Origin of the sequence: Caballeronia sp. Lep1P3, assembly GCF_022879595.1 — a bacterium.
Lineage (GTDB): Bacteria > Pseudomonadota > Gammaproteobacteria > Burkholderiales > Burkholderiaceae > Caballeronia.
Genome location: NZ_CP084266.1, coordinates 824,337 through 849,518, shown reverse-complemented (window position 1 = coordinate 849,518; position 25,182 = coordinate 824,337). Strand labels below are relative to the sequence as shown.

Annotated in this window: 19 protein-coding genes; 10 read left to right on the top strand and 9 right to left on the bottom strand. The window is 65.9% G+C overall.

Going from position 1 to position 25,182, the window contains the following annotated elements:
* Positions 1-18: 18 nt before the first annotated feature.
* Positions 19-1,407, bottom strand: a complete 1,389-nt coding sequence (locus LDZ27_RS18445) for a hypothetical protein (RefSeq protein ID WP_244816326.1) — start codon at positions 1,405-1,407, stop codon at positions 19-21.
* Between the two features lie 428 nt (positions 1,408-1,835).
* On the opposite strand from LDZ27_RS18445, the gene LDZ27_RS18440 reads away from it, so the two are divergent.
* The 4 genes from LDZ27_RS18440 to LDZ27_RS18425 all read left to right on the top strand — a co-directional run bounded on the left by LDZ27_RS18440 (position 1,836) and on the right by LDZ27_RS18425 (position 8,709).
* The gene (locus tag LDZ27_RS18440; RefSeq protein WP_244816325.1) at positions 1,836-3,749 is read left to right on the top strand and encodes an amylo-alpha-1,6-glucosidase; all 1,914 of its coding nucleotides are present in this window, start codon (positions 1,836-1,838) and stop codon (positions 3,747-3,749) included.
* Positions 3,750-3,846: 97 nt separating this feature from the next.
* Complete coding sequence (locus LDZ27_RS18435) at positions 3,847-6,582, top strand: glucosidase (protein WP_244816324.1); 2,736 nt, start codon at positions 3,847-3,849, stop codon at positions 6,580-6,582.
* 166 nt (positions 6,583-6,748) lie between these two features.
* A complete protein-coding gene (locus LDZ27_RS18430) occupies positions 6,749-7,177 on the top strand; it encodes a hypothetical protein (RefSeq protein WP_244816323.1) in 429 nt (142 codons plus the stop codon).
* Positions 7,178-7,257: 80 nt separating this feature from the next.
* A complete protein-coding gene (locus LDZ27_RS18425) occupies positions 7,258-8,709 on the top strand; it encodes a PLP-dependent aminotransferase family protein (protein WP_244816322.1) in 1,452 nt (483 codons plus the stop codon).
* 10 nt (positions 8,710-8,719) lie between these two features.
* On the opposite strand, the gene LDZ27_RS18420 is transcribed toward LDZ27_RS18425, so the two are convergent.
* The 3 genes from LDZ27_RS18420 to LDZ27_RS18410 all read right to left on the bottom strand — a co-directional run bounded on the left by LDZ27_RS18420 (position 8,720) and on the right by LDZ27_RS18410 (position 14,157).
* Positions 8,720-9,838: a TAXI family TRAP transporter solute-binding subunit gene (locus tag LDZ27_RS18420; protein WP_244816321.1), complete on the bottom strand. Its 1,119-nt coding sequence runs from the start codon at positions 9,836-9,838 to the stop codon at positions 8,720-8,722.
* Positions 9,839-9,944: 106 nt separating this feature from the next.
* Complete coding sequence (locus LDZ27_RS18415) at positions 9,945-12,008, bottom strand: zinc ribbon domain-containing protein (RefSeq protein WP_244816320.1); 2,064 nt, start codon at positions 12,006-12,008, stop codon at positions 9,945-9,947.
* A 565-nt stretch (positions 12,009-12,573) separates the two neighbouring features.
* Positions 12,574-14,157 carry an aldehyde dehydrogenase (NADP(+)) gene (locus tag LDZ27_RS18410; RefSeq protein WP_244816319.1) on the bottom strand — a complete coding sequence of 528 codons (1,584 nt, stop codon included), beginning with the start codon at positions 14,155-14,157 and terminating at the stop codon, positions 12,574-12,576.
* Between the two features lie 172 nt (positions 14,158-14,329).
* On the opposite strand from LDZ27_RS18410, the gene LDZ27_RS18405 reads away from it, so the two are divergent.
* The gene (locus tag LDZ27_RS18405) at positions 14,330-15,262 is read left to right on the top strand and encodes a LysR family transcriptional regulator (protein WP_244816318.1); all 933 of its coding nucleotides are present in this window, start codon (positions 14,330-14,332) and stop codon (positions 15,260-15,262) included.
* 208 nt (positions 15,263-15,470) lie between these two features.
* Positions 15,471-16,700, top strand: coding sequence for a HAMP domain-containing sensor histidine kinase (locus LDZ27_RS18400; RefSeq protein WP_244816317.1), 1,230 nt, complete (start codon positions 15,471-15,473; stop codon positions 16,698-16,700).
* 71 nt (positions 16,701-16,771) lie between these two features.
* Here the strand turns inward: LDZ27_RS18400 and ahpF are convergent, their stop codons facing one another.
* Together ahpF and ahpC are read right to left on the bottom strand one after the other, a co-directional pair.
* Positions 16,772-18,352, bottom strand: a complete 1,581-nt coding sequence (gene ahpF, locus LDZ27_RS18395; protein WP_244816316.1) for an alkyl hydroperoxide reductase subunit F — start codon at positions 18,350-18,352, stop codon at positions 16,772-16,774.
* Between the two features lie 148 nt (positions 18,353-18,500).
* Entirely contained in the window at positions 18,501-19,064 is a 564-nt protein-coding gene (gene ahpC, locus LDZ27_RS18390; protein ID WP_244816315.1) for an alkyl hydroperoxide reductase subunit C, read from the bottom strand.
* A 183-nt stretch (positions 19,065-19,247) separates the two neighbouring features.
* Between ahpC and LDZ27_RS18385 the strand changes: the two genes are divergently transcribed.
* Both LDZ27_RS18385 and ribA read left to right on the top strand, forming a co-directional pair.
* Entirely contained in the window at positions 19,248-19,943 is a 696-nt protein-coding gene (locus tag LDZ27_RS18385) for an NADPH-dependent F420 reductase (protein WP_244816314.1), read from the top strand.
* A gap of 138 nt (positions 19,944-20,081) precedes the next feature.
* A complete protein-coding gene (gene ribA, locus LDZ27_RS18380) occupies positions 20,082-20,750 on the top strand; it encodes a GTP cyclohydrolase II (RefSeq protein ID WP_244816313.1) in 669 nt (222 codons plus the stop codon).
* 12 nt (positions 20,751-20,762) lie between these two features.
* Here the strand turns inward: ribA and LDZ27_RS18375 are convergent, their stop codons facing one another.
* From LDZ27_RS18375 to LDZ27_RS18365, 3 genes are all read right to left on the bottom strand, one after another.
* Positions 20,763-21,509 carry a 2OG-Fe(II) oxygenase gene (locus tag LDZ27_RS18375; protein WP_244816312.1) on the bottom strand — a complete coding sequence of 249 codons (747 nt, stop codon included), beginning with the start codon at positions 21,507-21,509 and terminating at the stop codon, positions 20,763-20,765.
* Positions 21,510-21,586: 77 nt separating this feature from the next.
* A complete protein-coding gene (locus LDZ27_RS18370) occupies positions 21,587-22,120 on the bottom strand; it encodes a hemerythrin domain-containing protein (protein ID WP_244816311.1) in 534 nt (177 codons plus the stop codon).
* 87 nt (positions 22,121-22,207) lie between these two features.
* Positions 22,208-24,496, bottom strand: coding sequence for an ATP-dependent DNA helicase (locus LDZ27_RS18365; protein WP_244816310.1), 2,289 nt, complete (start codon positions 24,494-24,496; stop codon positions 22,208-22,210).
* A 97-nt stretch (positions 24,497-24,593) separates the two neighbouring features.
* On the opposite strand from LDZ27_RS18365, the gene LDZ27_RS18360 reads away from it, so the two are divergent.
* Positions 24,594-24,734 (top strand): hypothetical protein, encoded by a 141-nt coding sequence (locus LDZ27_RS18360; protein WP_244816309.1) that lies wholly within the window; start codon positions 24,594-24,596, stop codon positions 24,732-24,734.
* Positions 24,735-24,782: 48 nt separating this feature from the next.
* Positions 24,783-25,151, top strand: coding sequence for a DOPA 4,5-dioxygenase family protein (locus LDZ27_RS18355; protein WP_244816308.1), 369 nt, complete (start codon positions 24,783-24,785; stop codon positions 25,149-25,151).
* Positions 25,152-25,182 lie beyond the last annotated feature (31 nt).

Sequence of the window (25,182 nt, the reverse complement as noted above, 5' to 3'; positions counted from 1 at the left end):
GTCCACCTTCGACCGCATCTAGCCGCGCTCCACGATGAGGCTGGCCGCGTGGCTTTCGCGGCCTTCGCTCTTGCCGCCGGTCGCCGTCACGGTCAGTTCGGACAGCAGCGCGATGCCGAGCAGCGCGGCGCGTCCCGGCTGGCTGCGCGTGAAAGCCGGCAAGCCGTATTCGTCGCCATCGGCGGTTTGCAGCACGTAGACGACGTCGGCGCCGAGCGCGTCGAAGTCGATCATCCTGACGATGCGGCCCTTGCGCGTGCCAGCGAAACGTCTCGCTTCGCACCGGAAGCCCGGCATGCCGCCGCGCGGCAGCCCGACCGCGACGCCCGTGATCGCCGAGTCGCCGTTCGCCGCGATGCTGACGGGCAGATTGAGCGCCAGCGCCGTCATCAGCATGCGATGCCGGCTCGCGTGCTTCGTCGTGTTCATCCGCGCGCAGTAGTGCGTGCCGTCCGGCGTGCGCAGTACGTAGCGCACGTCGTCCAGCGTATCGGAATCGACGATGCGCACCACGGCGCCCGCGCGCGTCTCCGTCAGCTTGAGCCCGAAAAGAATCAGCGGCGGCGCGGCCCCCGCCGACGACGCGCCCACCGCGACGCCCGTTATGTAGTGCTCGTCGTTGCCGCACACGGTGACGGGCAGCGCCGAGCGCAGGGACATCATCAGCAGGTGATTCCGGTTCGCGTGTTCCTGCCGGTCTATTTCCGCGTGATACCGCGTGCCCTCCGGCGTCTTGACGACGACCGAAAGCGTGTCGTGCAGTTCGCGGTCGATGATCTCGTCGATCAGACCGGAGCGCGGCGTGCCCGACACGAAACCGGGCGCGCTGCTGATATGCGGCCCGAATCCCTTCGACCCGACCGAAACCGCCGTCAGGTAATAGTCCGCGTCGCCCGCGACCGTCACGGGCAGCCGCGCGCGCAGCGCGGCCATCAGGAGCGTGTCGCGGTAGCCGCCGTCGCGCGTGCAGAGCTGCGCGCAATGATGCGAACCGTCCGGGCTGCGCACGATATACGCGATGCTGCTGATCGAATCGGCTTCCTCCACTTGCACGACGGCGCCCGTCCGGACGTCTTCCAGCAGGCGCCAGGTCATGCCGAGCGCCGGCAGCGGGACGGAAGGCGGCAGCGTGGCGGCGACGTCGGTGATGTCGTGGTTCGCGTCGGCGCGCAGCGTGACGGTCAGGCCCGCTTCGAGCGCCGCGAGCAAAATGTCATTACGGCTGCGATATTGCAGATAATCGAACTGCGCGTAGTATTGCGCGCCATTCCCGGTTTTAAGGACATAAATAACGATGCCGGGCGATTCCGAATGAATAGCGCGGCTGATTATGCCGGTTCGCATGTCCGTGAGGAGATAATCCGCGGACGCCAGCGAGAGCGTGCTGATTCTGTTTTTAAGTGTCATGTGCGAATGCGTTTAGCGGGCGGCGAATGGCGTGGGACGGGTATCCAGTAAAGGGTTTGCCGAAATGCTCGTTGGACGGACGGATCGGGCCGGCGTGCTATGGAAGTCCGTTGATTATATGAATTAGCGCGCCCGTTCGGTAAACGTCAATAAAAAAAATTTCCGTCGATGTTATGAGCGCTCTTTTTAATCGTTCACATTAAGATTAATCTCAGAAATAATCAACGCGCTCTTATATCCGTGTAACGAAACCATTATCGTTTAGTGAAACGTTGCGCATATTAATGAGAGAGGAAAGTCCACGGCGCGGTTGGTGCGCGGCGGGCGCGGGCGCGCGAGAATGCGAAAGTCGCGGACCGCCGCGCATTTGCATCCGACAAAGCCATGCCGAAACCGAACATCGAACCGATACCGCAGCGGGCGGCGTCATGACGGCCATCGATCCGTCGCGCCTCGAAGACGAATGGCTCGAAGCCGACGCCTTCGGCGGCTTTGCATCCGGCACGGCCGGCACGCTGCGCACGCGCCGCTATCAGGCGCTGCTGCTGACGGCCACGCAGCCGCCCACTGGCCGCGTCGTGCTGGTGAACGGCGTCGAGGCGTGGCTCGAACTCGACGGCGCGCGCGTCGCGCTCACCATGCAGCGTTACGCGCCGGACGTGATCTATCCGGATGTATCCGCGCACCTCGTTGCCTTCGATACGTCGCCGTGGCCGACCTGGCGCTTTCGCGCACGCGATGACGCGCACGTCGTGGCCGAGGCGTTTGTCGCGAAGGATACGGGCGAGACCGTGCTGCGCTGGCGTCTGGAAGGCGCGCGCGATGCACAGAGCGCGATGCTCCACGTTCGCCCGCTACTCTCGGGGCGCGACTATCACGCGCTGCATCGCGAGAATGCGGCGTTCTCCTTCGATGCCAGCGTCGATGGCGAGCGCGTCCACTGGCGGCCTTATGCGGATTTGCCGGCCATCGGCGCGCAGGCGAACGGGGCGTATCGCCACGCGCCCGACTGGTATCGCAATTTCTGTTACGTGCGCGAGCGCGAGCGCGGGCTGGATTTCGTCGAAGACCTGGCGACGCCCGGCGTCTTTACTTTCGATCTCGCGCGCGCCGAAGGCGTGCTCGTGCTGCATGCCGATTCCGGCGCCGAGCCGCGCGCCGACTCCGACGCGCTCGCTCGCGCATCGCGTCTCGCCGCGCGCGAGGCCGAGCGCCGCGCGGCCTTCGGCTCGCGTCTCGCGCGCGCCGCCGACGCATATGTGGTCGATCGCAAGGGCGGGCGCACGATCATCGCGGGCTTTCCGTGGTTCACCGACTGGGGCCGCGACACCTTCATCGCGATGCGCGGCCTGCTCATCGCCGCCGGACGCTTCGACGACGCCGAAGCGATTCTGCTCGAATGGACCGACACGCTCTCCGAAGGCATGCTGCCGAACCGCTTCGCCGATAGCGGCGGCCAGCCGGAATACAACTCCGTGGATGCGTCGCTGTGGTTCGTGATCGCCGTCCACGATTATCTTGCGACCGGCCACGCGGTCGCGGCCACGACGAGCCGTCTTCAGCGCACGGTGGACGCGATCCTCGAAGGCTATTCGCGCGGCACGCGCTTCCAGATTGCCGCCGACGACGACGGCCTGCTGCGCGCGGGCGTGCCCGGCGTGCAACTGACGTGGATGGACGCGAAGGCGGGCGACTGGGTCGTGACGCCGCGCATCGGCAAGCCGGTGGAAGTCCAGGCGCTGTGGATCAACGCGCTCGCGATAGCGTCGGCGTGGAATCCGCGCTGGGAGGCGCTTGGCGAGCGCGCGCGGCAGGCCTTCGCCGCGCGTTTCGTCGATCCGCAAACGCACGCGCTCTTCGATGTCGTCGATGCCGATCACGAGCGCGGCAAGCTCGACCGCTCGATCCGCCCGAATCAGATCTTCGCGGTTGGCGGGCTGCCGTTTCCGCTCGTCGATGGCGACGTCGCCCGCGCGGTCGTCGCTCAGGTCGAAGCGCATCTGCTGACGCCGCTCGGATTGCGCACGCTTTCGCCCACGGATGCAGCGTATTGCCCGCACTATGCAGGCGGCGTGCTTTCGCGCGACGGCGCCTATCATCAGGGCACCGTGTGGCCGTGGCTGATGGGTCCGTTCGTCGAAGCGTGGCTGCGCGTGCATGGCGCGGACGGCGTGCGCGAGCGCTTTCTCGCGCCGCTTTACGCGCATCTCAAGCGTTACGGCATCGATCACATCAGCGAAGTCGCGGACGGCGATGCGCCGCACACGCCCGGCGGCACGCCGTTTCAGGCGTGGTCGCTCGCGGAGCTGCTGCGCATCGAGGCGCTGCTCGCGCGCATCTAGGCCGTCGAGCGCGCGACGCATCGCAGTCGTTTCGCCAAAACGCGCTAAATTAGCCGTTTGCCGTAAGCGGCCCCGAGGCCGCGTTTCAGGAGATGCCATGACCAAGACGCGCACCGTCAACCAGCTCGACACCGTCGAAGGCTCGCGGCTGCATTCCGGCGAATGCCCGCGCTGGCAGCGCTGGGGGCCGTATCTGAGCGAGCGTCAATGGGGCACCGTGCGCGAGGATTACAGCGAATCCGGCACCGCGTGGGAATACTTCCCGCACGATCACGCACGCAGCCGCGCGTATCGCTGGGGCGAGGACGGCATCGCCGGTTTCGGCGACGACAAGCTGAACTGGTGCGTCTCGCTCGCGCTCTGGAACGGGCGTGATCCGATCCTAAAGGAGCGGCTCTTCGGCCTCACGAATCAGGAAGGCAATCACGGCGAGGACGTGAAGGAGCTGTACTTCTACGTCGACGGCACGCCGACGCATTCCTACATGCGGATGCTGTACAAGTATCCGCACGCGGCGTTTCCCTACGCCGATCTCGTCGACGAAAACGCGCGGCGCGGCGCCGACATGCCCGAATACGAAGTGCTCGATACCGGCGCATTCGACGACGGGCGCTACTTCGACGTGCAGGTGGAATACGCGAAGCACACGCCCGACGACATCGTGATGCGCGTCTCCATCGAAAATCGCGCGGAGAATCCGGCCGCGCTCGATGTGCTGCCGCAAGTCTGGGCGCGCAATACGTGGTCGTGGAAGCCGGCGCCGGGCAAGCCGTCGCTCACGCTGAAAACGGCGGGCGGGGCGACATATGTGGCGGCGGCGCATCTCGGGCACGAACCGATGGTCGTCACGGCGTGGTCGCCGGACGCGGCGAACGTCGAATGGCTGTTCTGCGAGAACGAGACGAACGTGAAGCGCCTGTACCGCATGGAAGGCGCGGGCCCGTTCAAGGACGGCTTCAACGACTACATCGTGCAGAACGACGAAGCCGCGATCAGCCGCGAGAGCGGCACGCGCGCGGCGGCGCGCGTGCATGTCGAACTCGCGCCGCACGCGCGCGCGACGGTCTATCTGCGCTGGCGCCCGGAATCGCAGCCGGACGCCGCGCCATTCGACGCCGACGCGCTTTTCGCGCGGCGCATCGCGGAAGCGGACGAGTTCTATGCCGCGCTTCAGCACGACATCGCCGGCGCGGATCAGCGGCTCGTGCAGCGGCAGGCGCTCGCGGGCATGCTGTGGTCGAAGCAGTACTATCAGTTCGATGTCACGCGCTGGCTCGACGGCGATCCGCTGCAGCCGAAGCCGCCGAAGCAGCGGCGCTTCGGGCGCAACGCGGACTGGCGGCATCTGTGCAACGCGGACATCGTGTCGATGCCGGACAAGTGGGAATACCCGTGGTACGCGTCGTGGGACCTCGCGTTTCATGCGGCGGCGTTCGCGCTCATCGATCCCGCATTCGCCAAACGGCAATTGCTTCTGCTCGTGAAGGACCGCTACCAGCATCCGAACGGCCAGTTGCCCGCCTACGAATGGGCTTTCGGCGATGCGAACCCGCCCGTCCACGCGTGGGCGACGTGGCGCGTCTACGAAATCGACCGCGCGATTACCGGAACCGGCGACCGCGATTTTCTGGAGCTCGTGTTCCACAAGCTGCTGCTCAACTTCTCGTGGTGGGTCAACCGCAAGGACGCCGACGACCGCAACATCTTTCAGGGCGGCTTTCTCGGGCTGGACAACATCGGCATCTTCGATCGTTCCTCGCCGCTGCCGACGGGCGGGCATATCGACCAGGCGGACGGCACCGCGTGGATGGCCGCCTACGCGCTCGATCTGATGCGCATCGCGCTCGAACTGGCGTATGCGAACAAAGTGTTCGTCGATATCGCCGTGAAGTTCTTCGAGCACTTTTTGTATATCGCGGAAGCCGTGAGCTGCGAGGACGGTTGCGACACCGGCCTCTGGGACACCGAGGACGAATTCTTCTACGACAAGCTGCGCCTGCCGGATGGCTCGAGCGTGCCGATGCGCGTGCGCTCGATCGTCGGTCTCATTCCGCTTTTCGCGGTGCACGTTCTGGAGCCGCGCGTGTACAAGTCGCTGCCGGAACTGCGCGAGCGGCTGCACTGGTTTCTGGAACATCGCTCGGATCTGTCCCGGCTCGTGTCGCGGTGGAACATCGCCGGGCAGGGCAATAGCGTGCTGTTGTCGCTCTTGCGCGGGCATCGCATGAAGGCGCTCTTGAAGCGCGTGCTCGACGAAACCGAATTTCTCTCCGATCACGGCGTGCGGGCGCTTTCGCGCGTGCATCGCGACGAGCCGTTCGTCTTCTATCACAACAGCGAGAGCTTCAGCGTGCAGTATCAGCCGGGCGAATCGACATCGCGCGTGTTCGGCGGCAATTCGAACTGGCGCGGGCCGGTGTGGATGCCGGTGAACTATCTGCTGATCGAATCCATTCTGGAATTCCACCGCTATTACGGCGACGATTTCCGCGTCGAATATCCGACCGGTTCGGGGCAGAAGTTCTCGCTTGCCGAAATCGCCGATGAACTCGCGCGCCGCGTCACCACGCTCTTTCTGCTCGACAAGAACGGCGAGCGCCCGGTGATGGCGGCCTATCCGCTCTTGCAGGCGGACCCGCGTTCGCGCGATCTCGTGCTCTTTCACGAGTATTTTCACGGCGACAACGGGCGCGGCGTCGGGGCGTCGCATCAGACGGGATGGACCGGGCTCGTCGCGCTCCTTTTGCAGCCGCGCGCGATGGGACCATCGGGCGTCGTGCCGCTCGCAGGCGAAGCGGACGCCGACGTGCAGGAATTCCCGGGCGCGAAGTAAGGAGATTGCCGGTCGTCAGCAGAAACGCGTCACGCTTCGAAGCACGGCGTCGGGACGAGAAGTCAATCGTCCTAATGGGATTCCATTGTTCGGAAAAGTCTCATATCGCTGCACTTCTCATCTGCGTAACTTCTCCAGACCCAAACATCACGCGGCGGAGAAAAAAATGAATCGTGCAGCGAGTGCATACGGTCTCGGACAGTGGGCAGCAATGGGCGAAGCGCGTCAGCGGTGCCACACCGAATACGAGCAATCCCCGCCGTTTGCGCTCGTCATGCTGGTGTTCGTCGCGGCGATGCTCGGCGGCGCTTACGTTTCGTGTACGTTCGGGAGCATCGCGTCCGGCTGGATAGCGGGCGTCGGCATTTTGGCGGCGCTCGGCGCGGTCATCGACCGCTGGTTCACCGGCGCCGCCGTGCTCGAACGCCGTCTCAATGCGCGCGCGCGGGCGCGTCATCACGCGCTGCGCAAATGCGCGCTCGGGTGCCGCCTCGGGCCGCAGCCTTTCGACGCGTCCGTCACGCCAACGCGCGAATGGACGTCGATGTCGGCGTACCGCCGCCATCCGCGCGCAAAGGCGCGCCCCCCGCGCTGACCCACGCGTGGGCCGCAGACGCTGAGGCGTGGCAGAATCCGCTGTACCGTTCGCCCGTACAGCGTCGAAGCGCCACCCTCTTGGACATCCACATCACTCTGCACGGCCGGCGCGATCTGACCGGCCAGATTTACGCGCAACTGCGCGCGGGCATCGTCGAAGGGCGGCTCGCGGCAAATGCGCGGCTGCCATCCACGCGCGATCTCGCCACGCAACTCGGCGTCTCCCGAAAAACCACGCTCGATGTCTTCGACCGTCTGATCGCCGAGGGCTTCCTGCGCACGCGCGCGGGCGACGGCACGTTCGTGGCCGATGGCCTCGCGCGGCTGCCGGGCGCGAACGCGCAGCCGGTGTCGGCACGCGCGCGCGCCGCGGGCATCTGGCGCAAGCTGCCCGAACGCATGACCATGCCGATGCCGCTCGCGGAGGAAGCGCTCGACTGCGATTTCAAGGGCGGCGTGACCGACAAGACGCTCTTTCCCTACGACGCCTGGTGCCGCGCGCTCAACCACGCGCTGCGCACGCAGGCGCGCGCGGGCGGCGGGGTGGCGTCGTATCGCGATCCCGCGGGCGAGCAGGAATTGCGGCTCGGCATTTCCCGCTATCTCGCGTTCAGCCGCGCCGTGGCGTGCAACTGGCAGGACGTCGTCGTGACGCAGGGCGCGCAGCAGGCGCTCGATCTGCTCGCGCGCGTGGTCGTGCAGCCGGGCGATGTCGTCGCGGTGGAAGAGCCGGGTTATCCGCCCGCGCGCGCGCTTTTCGCCGCGCTCGGGGCGGGCGTCGCGCATGTGCCGGTGGATGAAGAGGGTATCGTTGTCGGAAAGCTGCCGCGCAATACGCGGCTCGTCTATGTCACGCCGTCGCACCAGTTTCCGCTCGGCATGCCGATGAGCCTCGAGCGGCGCGTCGAATTGCTCGAATGGGCGGCGAGGCGCGGCGCGGTGATCGTCGAGGACGACTACGACGGCGAATTCCGCTTCGAAGGGCGCCCGGTCGAATCGCTGAGAAGCCTGGACCGCGCGGGGCTCGTCGCGTATGTCGGGACGTTCTCGAAGACGCTCTTTCCGGATTTGCGGATCGGCTACGTCGTGCCGCCCGCGACGTTGCGCGAACCGCTCTGGCATGCGAAGCAGGTCACGGACTGGCACGGCTGCATGCTTACGCAGACGGCGCTCGGCGCGTTCATGCTCGACGGCGCATACGCGAAGCACCTGCGCCGCATGCACAAGACTTACGCCGCGCGCCGCGCCGTGCTCATCGAGCGGCTGTGCGGCGAACTCGCGCCGTGGTTCGAGCCGCTGCCCGCGACCGCCGGCATCCATCTCGTCGCGCGCCTCGATGCGTCGTGCGACGAGGCGCGCGTCGTCGCGGCGGCGTGCGAGGCGTCGGTCGGGCTGTACGGCATTCGCCCCCTCTACGCGGGCAGGGCGCTTATGCAGGGCATGCTGTTCGGCTACGGCGGCACGAGCGTCGATGCGATCGAGCGCGGCATGACGCGGCTGGCCGCGCTCATGCCGGCGCTGCGGTCCTAGCTCCGCGCGCTTACTGGTCGCACAGAAGCAGCACTTTCTCCTGCGCGGTGCACGTCGATTTCTTCTTCGCGGCGTCCTCCGTGCCGCGCGCCGACACCGTCTGCGCCGCGCCCTGCGACTGCGCGAGCGCCGCGCGCTTCGCGATGCACGCGCGCAGGTGCTTTTCCATCGGCGGATAGTACTTCCAGCCGCGCGTGAGCGGCGGCAGTTCGAGATGTACTTGCTTCCACTTCGGATGCCCGTTCGCCTGCAAGGTATCGAAGTTCGTGCAGAGCGAATCCGCGAACTTCGACAGCGCGCCCACCGTGCCGCGCAAGCCGTAGTCGTAAGTCACGAGGAACGCCTTCACGGTGAGCGTGGGCGTGTCTTCCTGAATCCAGTTGGGATAGCTCGTCGTGCGGATCGTCGCGGGGAAATACGTCTGCTTCGCGCGCGCGGTTTCGGGCGCGGACGGATCGAGCCGCAGCAGCCGGATCTGTTGCAGAAGCTCGGGATTCATGTCCTGAAAGAGCTTCGCGGGCTGGCCGGCGACGATCACGGCCACGTCGATCTTGCCGACGATCAGCTTCGCGAGCGAATCCTCGTTGTTGTAGTGCTGCTCGTTCGCGTCGGGGATCGGCTCGCCGAACATGAGCCGATACAGCGTCTCCGACGACTGCGCCGTGCCGCTGCCGATCGGCCCGACGCTGATGTTCTTGCCCTTGATCTCGTTGATGGTCTTGAGCGGCGAATCCGAGCGCACGACGAAGTAAATCTCCTCGTCATAGAGCGGCATGATGAGGCGCAGCGGCTGAATGATCTTGCCCGCATCGGCGTTGCCGGAACTCGCCATGTCGAGGTACGCCTGATACACGTCCGACTGCACGAGCGCGAACTTCACGCCGGCTTCGTAGCGCATGCGCTGCACGTTTTCCGCCGATCCTTTCGACGGCAGCACTTCGAGGTCCATGCCGGCGGGCGCGGCGACGTATTTCGACAAGTCCTGGCCGATCTGGATATACGTGCCGCGTTCCTGTCCGGTGGTGATCTTGTACGGCACGGGATCGGCGTAGGCGGTTGCGGCTGCGCCGGCAAGCCCGATGGCGGCGCACAGGGCGAGCGCCCTGCGCATGAAGCGGGTGGAGACCATGGTTGACCCTTGAGTCGAGTGTGACGGGTTCTTCGAAAGCGCGCGATGCTCCGGCACCGCGCGGGACGGGGTGATGCGGTGATGCCTCCTGTGACGCCCCGCAGCGCTAGCGCGCGGGCTTCGCTGCCGGTTCGCCGCTGCTCCAGCCGTATTGCTTGATGGCGCGCTCGACGTCGTCGCTCTTGTCGGTGTCCATGCGCGCCGTCACGTTCGATGCCGCGAACATGGTCGACGCGCGCGCGGTCGGGCTGGCGGCGGGCGCTGTCGTGGCGACGGTCGCGATCGGCTGGGCGATGGCCGCGCCGCGCGCGGGCGGCGTCGCGCTCGGGACGGCGGACGGCAGCGTGTGCGGTGCGGCAGGCTGTGTGGCGACGGTTTGCGCCGGCGCGAGTTGCGTCACCGTTGGCGGCGTCGGGGCGGGCGCAGCGGACGACTGCGCGCCGGCGGGCGCCGTGCGCTGAGGAAGCGCGGCGGGCGCGGCGGACGGCGACGCGGGCCGTGCCGCCGGCGCGACGTACATGCCGTTCGGCGCGGCGGGCGCCACGTACATGTCGTTCTGAGCGCCGCTCGGCGCGACATACATGCCGTTGGAGTTCGGCGCGCCCGGCCCGACGTACATGCCGTTCGCCGATCCGGCGTTGTGCGTGGCCTGCGATGCCGTCGCCGCGGGCGCGGTCGATGGCTTCGCTTCGGGCGCAGCCGGCGCCGCGGCGGCAGGCTTTGCGGCAGCGACGGCGGGCGGCGTGGCCGGAGTCGGCGCGAGCGGCGTCGGAGTCGGTGTCGGCGTCGGAGTCGGCTGTAACGTGGTCGCCGCGACGACTGCGTTGGTCGCGGCTTGCGCCCGCGCGATCTTCTCCGCTCGCGACAGATATTCCGGCTGCTCACGCGCCTGTTCGAGCGCGGCCTGACGCGCTGCCGCCGCAGCGGCGACCGCGGGCGCGGTGCGCTGCGCCGCGCGCCGGTCAGACGCGCTTCGGGACGCGGCGGCGGTCGTCGGTGGCACCGTCGTCGACCCGGGCGATGCAACGTTTGCCTGCGCGGGCGCAGGAGCCGGCGCGACGGCAGCGGCCGCAGGGGGCGGCGCCGGCGTGTCGGGGACCGTCACGTTTCCGCTGACGGACGTCGCGGAATCGGCGGTATTTGCATCGTTCGTTGCGTTCCCGGCGGGGGATGCGCCTTTCTTCACGCCCTGCGGCGTCGCGACGAGCCAGCCCGCGTGCGAGATCACCTGTTCGAGCATGGCCTGCGATTCGGGATTGCTGCCGTCGAGCGCCAGCGCCTCCGCCGCGTTCTGCTGCACGCACGCCCACGCGGACGTGCGCTCGCACGCGCGCGCAAGCTGCAGCGCGGCGTCGCGTTGAAGCTCGCGCTTCACGAGTTCGTCCTTCATGGCGTCGAATTCGGGGCGCGTCTGGTCTTGCGCGCCGAGCGCCTTCATCCGCGTGCGCGCGAGCGTCAGATCGTGCCGGTCCAGCGCCACGCGCATGCCCTGCAGCGCGTCGCCGGGTGCGAGCGCGAGCGCTGGCGCGGGCGGCTGCGTCTTGTCGGCGGGCTTGTTTTGAGCGGAGGTATCGGCGGTGTCCGTCGCGCCGCGTCCGAGCGCGCCGAGCTTGGCGTCGATGGCGCCGGAGGCGCTCAGATCGGCGGACGGCCCGACGTCGGCGGCATCGTCGTCGGTGCCGTGCTGCAGGTAGACCGCTGCGCCGGCCGCGAGCGCGAGGGCGCATGCGAGCGCGATGATCGTCTTCCTGTGATTCCACCGCGCGGAGCCGGGCACGGCGTCGGGATCGTTGCTCGGATAGGCGTAGGCGTCGCGCGCGGATTGCTCGATGCGTCTCGCGCGATGCTCGGCCGCCTTCTGCGCGATGCGTTCGCTCGCGCGTTTCGGGTCCCAGCCGCCCGGCCAGCCGGAGCGCATGCCGGGCTCCTCGCGCTCGGGCGCGGGTCCGGAAAGCGAGGCGGATGCGAGCGGCGCGGAGGACTGCTGCTCGAACATACTGCCGAGCGGCTCGGCGGGCGAGGCGTCGCTGCCGGCCGATTTCTTGCCGAAAGTCGCGCTGCGGTCGGCGCCGCAATTGGGGCAACTGTCGGCGTTCTTGCGCACCGTGCTGCCGCAACGCTGGCAGACGACGGAGAACATGGATGCGGGAAACGTCAAACGCGTGGTCATGCTGGAGCCCTCGAAGGACATATGCGATAACGTGGCCGCCATGCGCGAGCGAGCGCGTCGCTCGCCGGGCGGCAGCAATCCTTCGTATCGTTTCCGCGCGCGAAAAAGGGCCGGCGCGGGGAACGCTATCCGAATATGGCGTCAACCGTCGCCGGACGTCAATCGCGTTTCGCACCTAGCCGAAGGCGGTTCGCGACGGATGCGGCGGCGGTCTCGCTCCAGGTCGCGTTTCGTAACGCGTCATCCGGCGTGCGACAGCGCGGATTGTCGCCGCCTGCCACTCGCGCGTCGGGCACGGCGTCACGCTCTTTCGTCACTGAATTTGCGGTATTTTGGGCGCGCGGCGGCGGTTTTGAGACGCCAATCATTAGCCGATAAACGACAAGGGCCGGCGGCTGCCGGCTAACCCACCGAGGCGAAAGCGCTTCCGGTGTGCGGCGGCTGTTGCATGTGGGCAGCGGCGGGCGCCGGCCATGCCGAGCGTGCCGCGAATAATGTAGTAATCCAAAATAATGGTGCGAAGCAAAAACCGGAGCGCCGGCAAAGGCGCCCCGGTTTTCGGCGATCAGCTCGCCAGTTGCAGCTTGCCGTCGATCCGGCGATTCAGTCCGAGCGGATTGTCCTGCTTCAGCGCGTCGGGCAGGAGCGCTTCAGGCAGATCCTGATAGCTCACCGGGCGCAGGAAGCGGTCGATCGCGAGACTGCCGACGGAGGTCGAGCGTCCATCGGCCGTCGACGGATACGGGCCGCCGTGCACCATCGCGTGGCCCACTTCGACGCCGGTGCCGAAGCCGTTCACCAGAATGCGGCCGGTGCGGCGCTCGAGCGCGGGGACGAACGTGCGGGCGTCGGCGTAATCGGCTTCGTCGATCTGAAGCGCCGCCGTCAACTGGCCTTCCAGCGATTCGACCAGCTCGCGCATGGACGCGAGGTCGGGGCAGCGCACGACGAGCGACGACGCGCCGAAGATTTCGTCCTGCAGTTCGTGGTGCCGGCGGAACGCGTCGGCGGTCGTCACGAAGAGCGCAGCCTGGCCCTGATTGCCGCCCTGCGCTTCGAGGCCGCGCGCGGCGGTCTTCACCTCGGCGTGCGAGGCGATCTTTTCGACCGCGCCTTCGTAGGCCTTGTGGATGCCCGGCGTGAGCATCGTCTGCGCGGACGTTTCTTTCATCGCCGCCGATGCCGCCGCGATGAACGTGTCGAGTTCCGGACCGTCGATGGCGAGCACGAGACCCGGATTCGTGCAGAACTGGCCCGCGCCGAGCACGAGCGATTGCACGAAGCCGCGCGCCATGGCTTCCGCGCGATTCGCGAGCGCCGCCGGGAACAGCAGAACCGGATTGATGCTGCTCATTTCGGCGTAGACCGGAATCGGCTCGGCGCGTGCGGCCGCGAGCTTCATCAGCGCCGTGCCGCCGCCGCGTGAGCCGGTGAAACCGGCCGCCTTCACGCGGTGATCCTTGACCAGTCCCTGGCCGATGTCGCGGCCGCTGTCGTACAGGAGCGAGAACGTGCCTTCGGGCATGCCGCAGTCCTTCACGGCCTTCTGCACCGCGCGGCCGACGAGTTCCGCCGTGCCGGGATGCGCGGAGTGCGCCTTCGCGATCACCGGGCAGCCGGCTGCGAGCGCGGAAGCCGTGTCGCCGCCCGCGACCGAGAACGCGAGCGGGAAGTTGCTCGCGCCGAAGACCGCGACCGGGCCGACGCCGATATAGCGCAGACGCAAATCGGCGCGGGCCATCGGCTTGCGCTCGGGTTGCGCCGGGTCGATGCGAACGCCGAGGTAATCGCCGTTACGCACGACATCCGCGAACATGCGCAACTGACCGACCGTGCGGCCGCGCTCGCCTTCGAGACGACCGCGCGGCAGGCCGCTTTCGATCATGCAGCGCTCGATCAGGTCGTCGCCGATATCGATGATGTTTTGTGCGATCGCTTCGAGAAACTTCGCGCGCGCTTCCGGCGCGGTTTCGCGATAGACGTCGAATGCGGACCACGCGAGCGCGCACGCGCGGTCGAGGTCGTCGAGCGTCGCGCCGCCGAAAGCCGGTTCGATGGCCGCGCCCGTCGACGCATTGACGGCCTTGATGGAGCCGTTCGTGCCATGCACGGATTGCTGGCCGATGAGCAGGTTGCCTGTGAGTTGCATGATGTCTCGTCCTTCTGTGGAATGTGTCGCCCGCGCGCGCCGATTCAAGTTTTGCCGAGCCTTGGCGAGCGTGGCGCTGCGCCGACTATACGGCTGCATGCGCGCGCCTGTATAGTGAAAGCTTTCCATCGCTTGATCGCTTTTCGGAATCGCCCGCGCCTACTCGCCGGCAATGAAGAACACCCTGGATGTCCTGATGTCGCGGCTGCGCATGAAGCAGTTGCAGTTGTTGATCGCGCTCGACGATCACAAGTCGCTGCACAAGGCGTCGAGCGCCATGGCGATGACCCAGTCCGCCGCGAGCAAGGCGCTCGCCGAGCTCGAATCGATGCTTGAAGCGCAGCTTTTCGAGCGCGCGAAGAGCGGACTCATTCCGAATCCGTTCGGCCGGTGCGTCGTGCGCTACGCGCGCGTGCTCGCCGCCGATCTCAGCGCGCTCTGCCAGGAAGTCGCGCAGATTCGCGCGGGCACGGGCGGGCGGCTGACGGTCGGGACCATCATGGGCGCGGTGCCGGACGTCGTCGCGCCGATGGTCAACGCGATGCACGCGAAGCATCCGGACCTTGCCGTCGAGATTGTCGAGGACACGAGCGCGCATATGCTTCTCATGCTCGACGACGGCCGCGTCGATCTCGTCATCGGGCGCGCGAGCGTGTCGGATCAGCCATCGAAATATCACTATCAGCCGCTCACCGACGAGCCGCTTTGCATCGTCGTCGGCCACGGTCATGCGCGCGCGGCGCGGGAAATCGGCCTCGCGGATCTCGCGAATCATCGGTGGGTCACGTATCCGAGCTATCTTCCGATGAGCGCGCTGCTCGAGCGCGAACTCGATCTCGCCGGCCTGCCGATGCCCGCCAATCCCATCTCCACGGCGTCGCCGCTCGTCACCGTGACGCTTTTGCAGGAAAGCCCGGAGCTCGTGTCGATTCTTCCTGTAAGCGTCGCGCGCGTGTTCGAGCGTCACGGCATGCTGCGCGTGCTCCCGATACGTATGAAGTTGAAGTCGCAGACCTACGGCATCGTCACGCGCAAGGGCGGGGCGCTTTCGCCCGCCGCGCGCCAGTTCGTGCAGATGCTTCGGGACAACGGGCGGCCGCAGTAAAGGCGCGCTCCGTTTGCTGCCGTAAAGCAAGTAAATTTTGACCGCAAAGCCCAAAAAGATCGGTCGGATTAACGCGGAACGCGCGCACGCCGGCCTATACTGCCGGGGTATCCGCACGAAAGACGGTCTCGTCGACGTCCGTCGCTCCTGCTTATCACCTTCGCTCGACGCGCGCCGTCGGCGGCGCACAGGAATCGGAGAATCGCACATGAGCGACATCGCAGCCGGCGGCATGCCCGGGCTGGCGGACGCGCTGCGACAGCAGCAGGCCGCGCTGACCGAACGCTGGATGAAGCTGGTTTTCGGGGATCAGGAAGTCGAGCATTCGGACCAGCTCACCTATCGCCAACTGGCGGATCATCTTCCAAGCGTCTTCGAGGAAATCTGCGCGGTCATCGCGTCGCGCAATCTCAGCGAACAGGAAAGCGCGCTCGAACGCGACGCACGTCAGCATGGGCAATGGCGCTGGCAGCAGGGCTATCGCATCGACGAACTGGTGCGCGAGCTGGATCTGTTTCGGCAAGTGCTCGTGTCGGCAATCGGCGAATACGCGGCATCGCATGAAGATTTCACTCGCGCCGACGAAGAAGACGCGCGCCTCATGACGGACGAAGTGGTGAGCCTCGTCACGCTCGCGTCGATTCGCGAAGCCGTGAGCGAGCGCGACCGCAAGATCGATGAATACACCGGCATGCTCGAACGCGCGAACTACGAGCTGACGCTGCGGCAGAAACTCATCGGCGATTTGTACGAATCGCGCATGCAGGTCACGCGGCGCGTCGCGCATGATTTGCGCAACTTTCTCAACGTATTTTCGACGGCGCTGCAACTCGCGGCGCGTTCGCCCGCACGGCGCGAGACCGCGCTCGGGCTGGCGAGCCGTCAGGTCGCGGACATGGCGACGCTCGTTGACGAAATGCTCGAATACTCGAAGCTGCTCGGCGACGATTCGACGATCACAGTCGACCGTTTCGATCTCGCCGGCTTGTACGACGAACTGATGCAGGCGTGCCGCGCCATGAGCGAAGCGAAGGGGCTGAACCTCGTCGGGCAACTGGATTCGAACCTCGGCGCGGTGGTGTCGAACCGGCTGAAGGTGAAGCAGGTCGCGCTCAATCTGCTGTCGAACGCGATCAAATACACGGCGTCGGGCGAAATCGCGCTGTCGATCACCGCCGCGCCGGATGACCGCTGGCGCTTGCGTGTCGCGGATACCGGCGTCGGCATCAGCGAGGCGGATCAGGAGCGCGTGTTCGAGGAATTCGAGCGCGCCGCCGCCGACGATATCCCCGGCGCGGGACTCGGGCTTGCCATCGTCAAGGAGCTTTCGCGCACGCTCGGCGGGGAGCTGCGTTTTCAGTCGGCGAAAGGGCACGGCAGCGTCTTCGAAGTGACGTTTCCGCTCGCGCTGAACCCGAAGGCATCGGCCGCCGATTGAACGCGGCGCGCCAATGAAAGAGGCGAACGGATCGCTCCGTTCGCCTTTTTCGTTTCTGCTGCTGCCGACGCTTACGCCGCGACGGCTTCCTCGGCTTCGTCTTCCACCGATGCGCGGATCAGGTGATCGAACGCACCGAGCGATGCCTTCGCGCCTTCGCCGACCGCAATCACGATCTGCTTGAACGGAACCGTGGTCACGTCGCCGGCGGCGAACACGCCCGGCAGCGAGGTCGCGCCCTTCGCATCGACGATGATCTCGCCGTGCTTCGAGAGCTCGATCGTGCCCTTGAGCCATTCCGTGTTCGGCACGAGACCGATCTGCACGAACACGCCTTCCAGCTCGACGCGGTGGCTTTCGCCCGTCGCGCGGTCCGTGTACTTCAGGCCGTTGACCTTCTTGCCGTCGCCGGTGATCTCCGTCGTCTGCGCGCTCGTCACGATGGTCACGTTCGACAGGCTGCGCAGCTTTTTCTGCAGGACCGCGTCGGCGCGCAGTTCCGCGCCGAATTCGATCAGCGTGACCGCCGACACGACGCCCGCCAGATCGATGGCCGCCTCGACGCCCGAGTTGCCGCCGCCGATCACCGCAACGCGCTTGCCCTTGAAGAGCGGGCCATCGCAGTGCGGGCAGTACGCCACGCCGCGTCCGCGATATTCGCGCTCGCCCGGCACGTTGATTTCGCGCCAGCGCGCGCCTGTGGCGAGAATGATCGTCTTCGCCTTCAGCACTGCGCCGCTCGCCAGATGCACCTCGTTGATGCGGCCCGGCACCAGCTTTTCGGCGCGCTGCACGTCCATCACGTCGACTTCATAGCTCTTGACGTGCTGTTCGAGCGCCGTCGCGAACTTCGGTCCTTCGGTTTCCTGCACGGAGACGAAATTTTCGATCGCCATCGTGTCGAGCACCTGGCCGCCGAAGCGCTCGGCGACGACGCCCGTCGCAATGCCCTTGCGCGCCGAGTAGATCGCGGCAGCCGCGCCAGCCGGACCGCCGCCGACGATCAGCACGTCGAACACCGGCTTCTTTTCCAGTTCCTTCGCGGCGCGCGCGGCCGAACCGCTGTCGAGCTTCGCGAGAATTTCCTTCACGCCGCTGCGGCCCTGGCCGAAGCTCTCGCCGTTCAGGAACATCGTCGGGACGGCCATGACTTGCCGATCTTCGACTTCCTTCTGGAAGAGCGCGCCGTCGATCGCGACGTGCCGGATGCGCGGATTGATGATCGCCATCACGTTCAGCGCCTGCACGACTTCCGGGCAGTTCTGGCACGACAGCGAGAAGTACGTCTCGAACTGATAGTCGCCGTCGAGATTGCGAATCTGCTCGATGGTGGCGTCGTCGAGCTTGATCGGATGGCCGCCCGTTTGAAGCAGCGCCAGCACGAGCGACGTGAATTCGTGGCCCATCGGGATGCCCGCGAAGTGGATGCCCGCGGCCTTGCCCGGTTCGCCGATGGTGAACGACGGACGGCGCGCGCCGGCGTCCTCTTTCTCGACGACGCTGATCCGCGTGGACAGCGAAGCGATTTCGTCGAGCAGGCTTTTCAGCTCACGCGACTTGTCGCTGTCGTCGAGGAAGGCGACGAGCTCGATGGGCCGGGTGACCTTTTCCAGATAGGCTTTCAACTGATTCTTGAGGTTGGCGTCCAGCATGGCGTTGTCCGTTCCGTGACGTTGTTCTTGGGATGGTGCGGACGTGTTCCGACACGGCGCCGTCGGGCGCCGCGTCGGAAACGTCTTGATTCTGTGGACTTGCCGCAGAGCGCGGCAAGTCCGGTCAAGCGCTCGTGAGGGACGAGGCTTAGATCTTGCCGATGAGGTCGAGCGACGGCGTCAGCGTTTCAGCGCCCGGCGTCCACTTGGCGGGGCAAACTTCGCCCGGATGCGATGCGACGTATTGCGCGGCCTGCACCTTGCGCAGCAGTTCGCCCGCGTCACGGCCGATGCCGTTGTCGTGGACTTCGCACAGCTTGATCTCGCCTTCCGGGTTGATCACGAACGTACCGCGCAGCGCCAGGCCTTCTTCTTCGATCAGCACGTCGAAGTTGCGCGAGATCGCGAGCGTCGGGTCGCCGATCATCGGATACTTGATCTTGCCGATCGTGTCCGACGTGTCGTGCCACGCCTTGTGCGTGAAGTGCGTATCGGTCGAGACGCCGTAGATTTCGACGCCCAGCTTCTTGAATTCTTCGTAACGATCAGCCAGATCGCCGAGTTCCGTCGGGCAGACGAACGTGAAGTCGGCCGGGTAGAAAACGAACACGGACCACTTGCCCTTCAGGTTTTCGTCGGTGACGGTAACGAACTCGCCGTTGTGATATGCGGTGGCCTTGAACGGCTTGACTTGGCTGTTGATGATCGGCATTACCAGTTCCTCTTGCAGTGGTGTTGAAGGAGTAGGTGAAGTATGAACTAAAACTATCAATCCTTGGAAGTGGATTGATTTTATCATTGTAATTGATCTGGCCTATCGCGTCGATTCGCCGTTGCTTTGGCCCGGCATCGGGCTTGCGTACCGGGACAGGCCGCCATCGAACAAGGAGAGGTTATGAAGATCGGCATCATTGGAGCGGGAAACATCGGACAGGTTCTCGCGGAGCGGTTCGCGCAGTGCGGGCACGACGTCAGCATCGCCAATTCGCGCGGGCCGGAGTCCCTGCGCGACGTCGAGCGCACGACAGGCGCCGTTGCCGTCGAAGCGAAAGAGGCGGTGAAGGGCGCGGAACTCGTCGTCGTGACGATCCCGGAAGCGAAAGTGCCGGGGCTGCCGAAGAACCTCTTCGCGGGCGTGCCGGCGAACGTGGTGGTCGTCGATACCGGCAACTACTATCCGCAGCAGCGCGACGGGCGCATCGAGGAAATCGAAAAGGGCATGCCGGAAAGCCGCTGGGTCGAGCAGCAGATCGGGCGGCCCGTCGTGAAGGCGTTCAACAATATCTACGCGGCGCATCTGCGCAAGAACGGCAAGCCCGCGGGCACGCCCGGGCGCATCGCGCTTCCGGTTGCGGGCGACGATCATCGCGCGAAGCAGGTCGTGATGAAGCTGATCGACGAAATCGGCTTCGATGCGGTCGATGCCGGCGAAATCGACGATTCATGGCGCCAGCAGCCCGCGACGCCCGTCTACACGGCGGACCTCGATGCCGACGCCTTGCGCGCCGCACTGAAGAACGCCGATCCGGTGCGCAAGCCCGAATGGCGCGCCACCGACCGCAGTCCCGGCACGTTCGACAATCCGGCATAAAGGCGTGAGCAGCGAGGGCATCGGGTAAAGGCGGCGCGCGCCGTGCGACAATCTGCAAACCTTCCCGATGCGCCTTACCATGACAGGCCGGGCATCGCGCCACGCGTTCCCGGCGTCATGGACTTGCTGATTGACTTTATGAAAACCGTTTCTCCAACGCTTGCCGTGCAAGATAGTCATCACCGCTTCGGCGAATGCGCCGAATGCGCGGACGTCGAACTGGCCGCGACCGCCACCATTCCGACGCGTTACGGCACTTTCGGTTCTTACGTCTATCGCGTGAAGGAGACGGGTGTCGAGCACATCGCCTTCGTCATGGGCGACGTGGGCAACGGCAAATCCGTGCTGACGCGCCTGCATTCCGAGTGCGTGACCGGCGACGTCTTCGGCTCGTATCGGTGCGATTGCGGCGAACAGCTCGACCTCGCGTTGCGTTATATCGCCGCGGAAAGCCGCGGCATCCTGCTCTATCTGCGCGGGCACGAAGGGCGCGGCATCGGCCTCGCGAACAAGATCCGCGCGTATGCGCTGCAGGAACAGGGACTCGATACCGTCGATGCGAACCTGCATCTCGGTCTTCCCGACGACGCCCGCGAGTACGATTCGGCCGCCGCCATCCTGCGCGCGATGAACGTGAAATCGGTGCGGCTGATGAGCAACAATCCGTCGAAATTCGACACGCTGCTCAGGCACGACATTCCCGTGAGCGAACGCGTCGCGCTCGCCATTCCGATGCGCGAGGAAAACGAACGCTATATCAAGACGAAGCAGGCGCGCTTCGGGCACTACTTCGACGAAAACGAGTAACCAGGCGCGCGCTCACTGCGCGTCGTGGAATATCACGCCGAGCATATGGCGCCTGCCCGAACGCAGACGGCTCACGCCGTGGCGCATGTTCACGCGATACGCGCCGCGCGTGCCCTGCACCGGCCGCTGATGCACGGCGAAAAACACCGCATCGCCTTGCGTGAGCGGCACCACTTCCACGCGCGACTGCATGCGCGGCCGCTGCTCCGTCATCACGAATTCGCCGCCCGTGAAATCGCATTGCGGCGCGGACAAGAGAATCGCCATCTGGATCGGAAAGACGTGCTCGCCGTAGAGATCCTGATGCAGGCAGTTGTAGTCGCCGGGAACGTAGCGCAGTAAAAGCGGCGTCGGGCGCGTCTGTCCGGCGCGATGACATCGCTCGATGAACGCGGCGTGATCCGCCGGAAAGCGCGTCTCGACGCCCATCACCTCGTTCCACCGATTCGCCACCGGCGCAAGATGCGCATATGCCGCGCGGCGCACGTCGTCGAGTACGGACGGCAGCGGGTAAGCGAAGTACTTGTACTCGCCGCGCCCGAAGCTGTGGCGTTCCATCACGATGCGGCTGCGAAAGAGCGCATCGTCGTCGTACAGCGCGGCGAGCGCCGCGCATTCGTCGCGCGTAAAAAGGCCCGGCGCGATGGCCGAGCCTTGCAGATCCAGTTGCGTTTCGATTTCCGCCCAGTCGAGCGCGTCGATGCGCCCGACGATATCCGCGCCCGCATCGTGCGCGAGCGCGCTGTCCAATCGTTTCATCGCTTTTTCTCCCGGTGTGCGTGGCTCGACTGTGCGCCGCGCATGCCGCTCACGCACTCCGGGTCTTGCGCTGCAATTCAGTCCGCGGTGGCCGCGGATTTGCCCGTCACCGAGTCCGTTCCCGTTTTCGTCGCGACTTCGGTGAGGCGGTTCTGCAGTTCCGTCTTGCGCGCCTCGATCTTTTCGCCGAGCGCCGCGAGATCGAGTCCGGTCTTGCGCACTTCCTTGAAAAGCTGCGATTCCTCTTCTTCGACGTGATGCATCACGTTTTCCTTCAGCACGCGGAACGTCGCATCGAAGCCTTCTTCGCCGGCCTTGAGCTGCGTGAATTTCTCGATCAGCGTCTTGACGAGAAAGTGCTCGACGTAGGCTTCTTCCACGTCGATCTTTTCGTCGTCGGTGCCGAGCGCTTCGCGCGCGGCGGGATACAGCAATTCCTCTTCGACGATCGCATGAATCGTCAGCAGCTCGCAGGCGCGCTGAACCAGCGTGGACTTGCGTTCGAGATCGTCTTTCGGCGCGCGGTCGAAGGCTTCGAAAAGCTGCTCGACGTCGCGATGGTCTTCTTCGAGAATCTTCAGCGCGTCACGCGGGTTCTGTGCGGTGGACATGTGGCTTCTCCTTATGTGTGCCGGACTTTCTGACGTCCGGCTTGTGGGTGCCGTCATCCAGCAAGAGCAGTGCCCGACGTGTCGTGCTCATGCAGCGCTCTTGCGCAGCACCTTGACGTTCCACCACGCCGGCAGGAGCCGCCGCACTTCGGCATGCGCGAAACGGTCGTCGATGAGATACAGCACGCCGCGATCTTGCGGTCCGCGAATCACGCGGCCCGCCGCCTGCACGACCTTCTGAAGGCCGGGAAAGAGATAGGTGTACGCGTAGCCTTCGCCGAACGCGTCGTGCATGCGCGCCTTCATCTCCTGATTCACCGGATTCAGTTGCGGCAACCCGAGCGTCGCGACGAATGCGCCGATGAGCCGCGTGCCCGGCAAATCGATCGCCTCGCCGAACGCGCCGCCGAGCACCGCGAAGCCGATGCCGCGCCCGTCCTCTTCGAATCGCCCGAGAAATGCCTGCTGCGCGGCTTCGCTCATCGCGCGGGATTGTTGCCAAATCGGAATCGACGGATGGCGTTCGCCAAGCGCCGACGCGACTTGCGCCAGATAGTCGAAGCTGCTGAAAAAACTCAGGTAATTGCCCGGCGCGTCGAGGTACTGCGCGGCGATCAGATCCGCGATGCGCTCCACCGAGCGCGCGCGGTCGCGAAAGCGCGTCGAGACGTCGGCGATGGCGCGCACGTCGAGTTGATCCGCGCTGAACGGCGATTCCACGTCGATTCGCACGGCCGTCGCGGGCACGCCGAGCGTGTCGGCGTAGAAGTGCGCGGGCGTGAGCGTCGCGGAAAAAAGCGCAACGGTATGCGCGCGGGCGAAGCGCGGTGCAAGGTGCGGCGCGGGAATCACGTTGCGCAGGCAGAACGACGCCTGGCGCTTGCCGGCGAGCGCGATGTCGAACATCGAATGCGCGCCGAACCGTTCGGCGATGCGCGTGAAATGCACGGCATCGAAATAAAAGCGCAGGACATCGGGCGTGAAGACGTCCGGCTGCTCGGCGAGCGTTTCCGTCATCGACGATACCGCCTGCCCGAGCGCCGTCAGCAGCTTCGCGGGCGGTTCGGCGTGCGCCGCGTACCCGATGCCCGCCGCGTGCTGATCGCGGCTCGCGTCGCTGAAACTGCGCGCCACGCGCGCGAGCGTCTTGCCGAAAACCGGCGGCGCGGCGCGGCGCATCGCGCTGAACGCCGCCTGGTCGAGCGTCGCGGAATACATGCCGCGCGCCCGGTCGACGAGGTTGTGCGCCTCGTCGACGAGCACCGCCACGCGCCAGCGGTTCGCTTCCGCGAGCGCGAAGAGCATGGCGCTCGTGTCGAAGTAATAGTTGTAGTCGCCGACGATCACGTCCGCCCAGCGCGACAATTCCTGGCTCAAATAGTACGGACAGACGGCGTGCTCGCGCGCGGTGTCGGCCACCGAGGCGCGGTCGAGATGCGCGCGTTCGAGCGCGGCGGCGCGCGCAGCCGGCAGCCGGTCGTAGAAGCCGCGCGCGAGCGGGCACGAATCGCCGTGGCAGGAGCGGTCGGGGTGCTCGCACGACTTGTCGCGGGCGACGAGTTCAACCACGCGCAGCGGCTCGCTTGCGCGCGCGCCGAGCGTCGTGAGCGCATCGAGCGCGAGTTGCCGGCCCGCGCTCTTTGCGGTCAGGAAATAGATCTTGTCGAGTTGCTGCGCGGACCACGCCTTCAGCAGCGGAAAAAGCGTGCCGACGGTCTTGCCGATGCCGGTCGGCGCCTGTGCGACGAGGCAGCGTTGCGACATCGCCGCGCGATACACCGCTTCCGCGAGCGCGCGCTGGCCGGGGCGAAAGGCGTCGTGCGGAAAGGCGAGCGCCGAAAGAGACGCATCGCGGTCCGCGCGGTGCCGCATTTCCTGCTCGGCCCACGCGATGAACCGCTCGCACTGGCGGTCGAAGTGTTCCTTCAGCGCGGCAGCCGTCTGTGTTTCGGCGAGCACACTTTCGGTTTGATCGACGATATCGAAATAAACGAGCGCGATCTCGATACTTTCCAGCCCGAGCTTCCGGCACATCAGATGCCCATAGACACGCGCCTGCGCCCAGTGAAGATGCCGGTGATTCTGCGGCATGGACTCCAGCTTGCCGCGATGCGTCTTGATTTCCTCCAACCGGTTCGCGGCGGGATCGAAGCCGTCGGCGCGCCCGCGCACGCAAAGCGGCCCGTAGTTTGCGCTGAGTGCGATTTCCTTCAGATAACCCGCCGACCGGCGATTCGTCACGGCGACGTGGCCTGCCATGCCTTCCTGTGCCGTGGGCGTCGGCGTGAACCGCAGGTCGAGATCGCCCTGTTTCGCGGTGAACTCGCATAGCGCGCGCACGGCGACGGTGTAGGCGGGCTCGGAGACTGTACGCATGTACAGTAGTCTAGCATGCGGGAATATCGCAGCCGCGCGGCGCGTTTAGGGAGAAACGGCGCCGCGTGGCGTCGTCGACCTGACCGGGAGGCCCGTCATGAAACTCGCTAGAATCGTAGCGATTGTGTTTGCGTTGCTTGCGGCATCGCTTGCCGGATGCCAGACGGAAGGCGGAGGCGGATCTTCGTCGTACAACCGGTCATCGGGCGGAAGCATGGGCGGCGGCGGCGCGTATTGACGCGTTCGCTAAAATGAACGCCCGACATTGCCGCGCAGGAGTGAAACGATGCACGCAGCGGATACATCCGACATATCGAGCTGGCACGCGCATGTCTACTTCGACGCCGACAGCCGCGATGCCGCCTGGGACCTGAGGCGGCTTGTCTCAGAACGCTTTGCGGGCGAATTGGCAGGCGGCGCGCTGATGCTCGGGCGATTTCATGAACGCACCGTGGGACCGCATCCGTGCTGGTCGTTCCAACTCGGGTTCGGCCGTGCACTGCTTGCGCCGATGCTCGAATGGCTCGCGCTCAACCACGGCGCGCTCGATGTTTTCCTGCATCCCAACACGGGCGACGAACTGCGCGATCACCGCGATTCGGCCGTATGGATAGGCCGATCGCACGAACTGGTGCTGACGGTGTTTTCGGGCTAGGGAAGCGAGGCGGACGGGCGTCCGCCTGCGA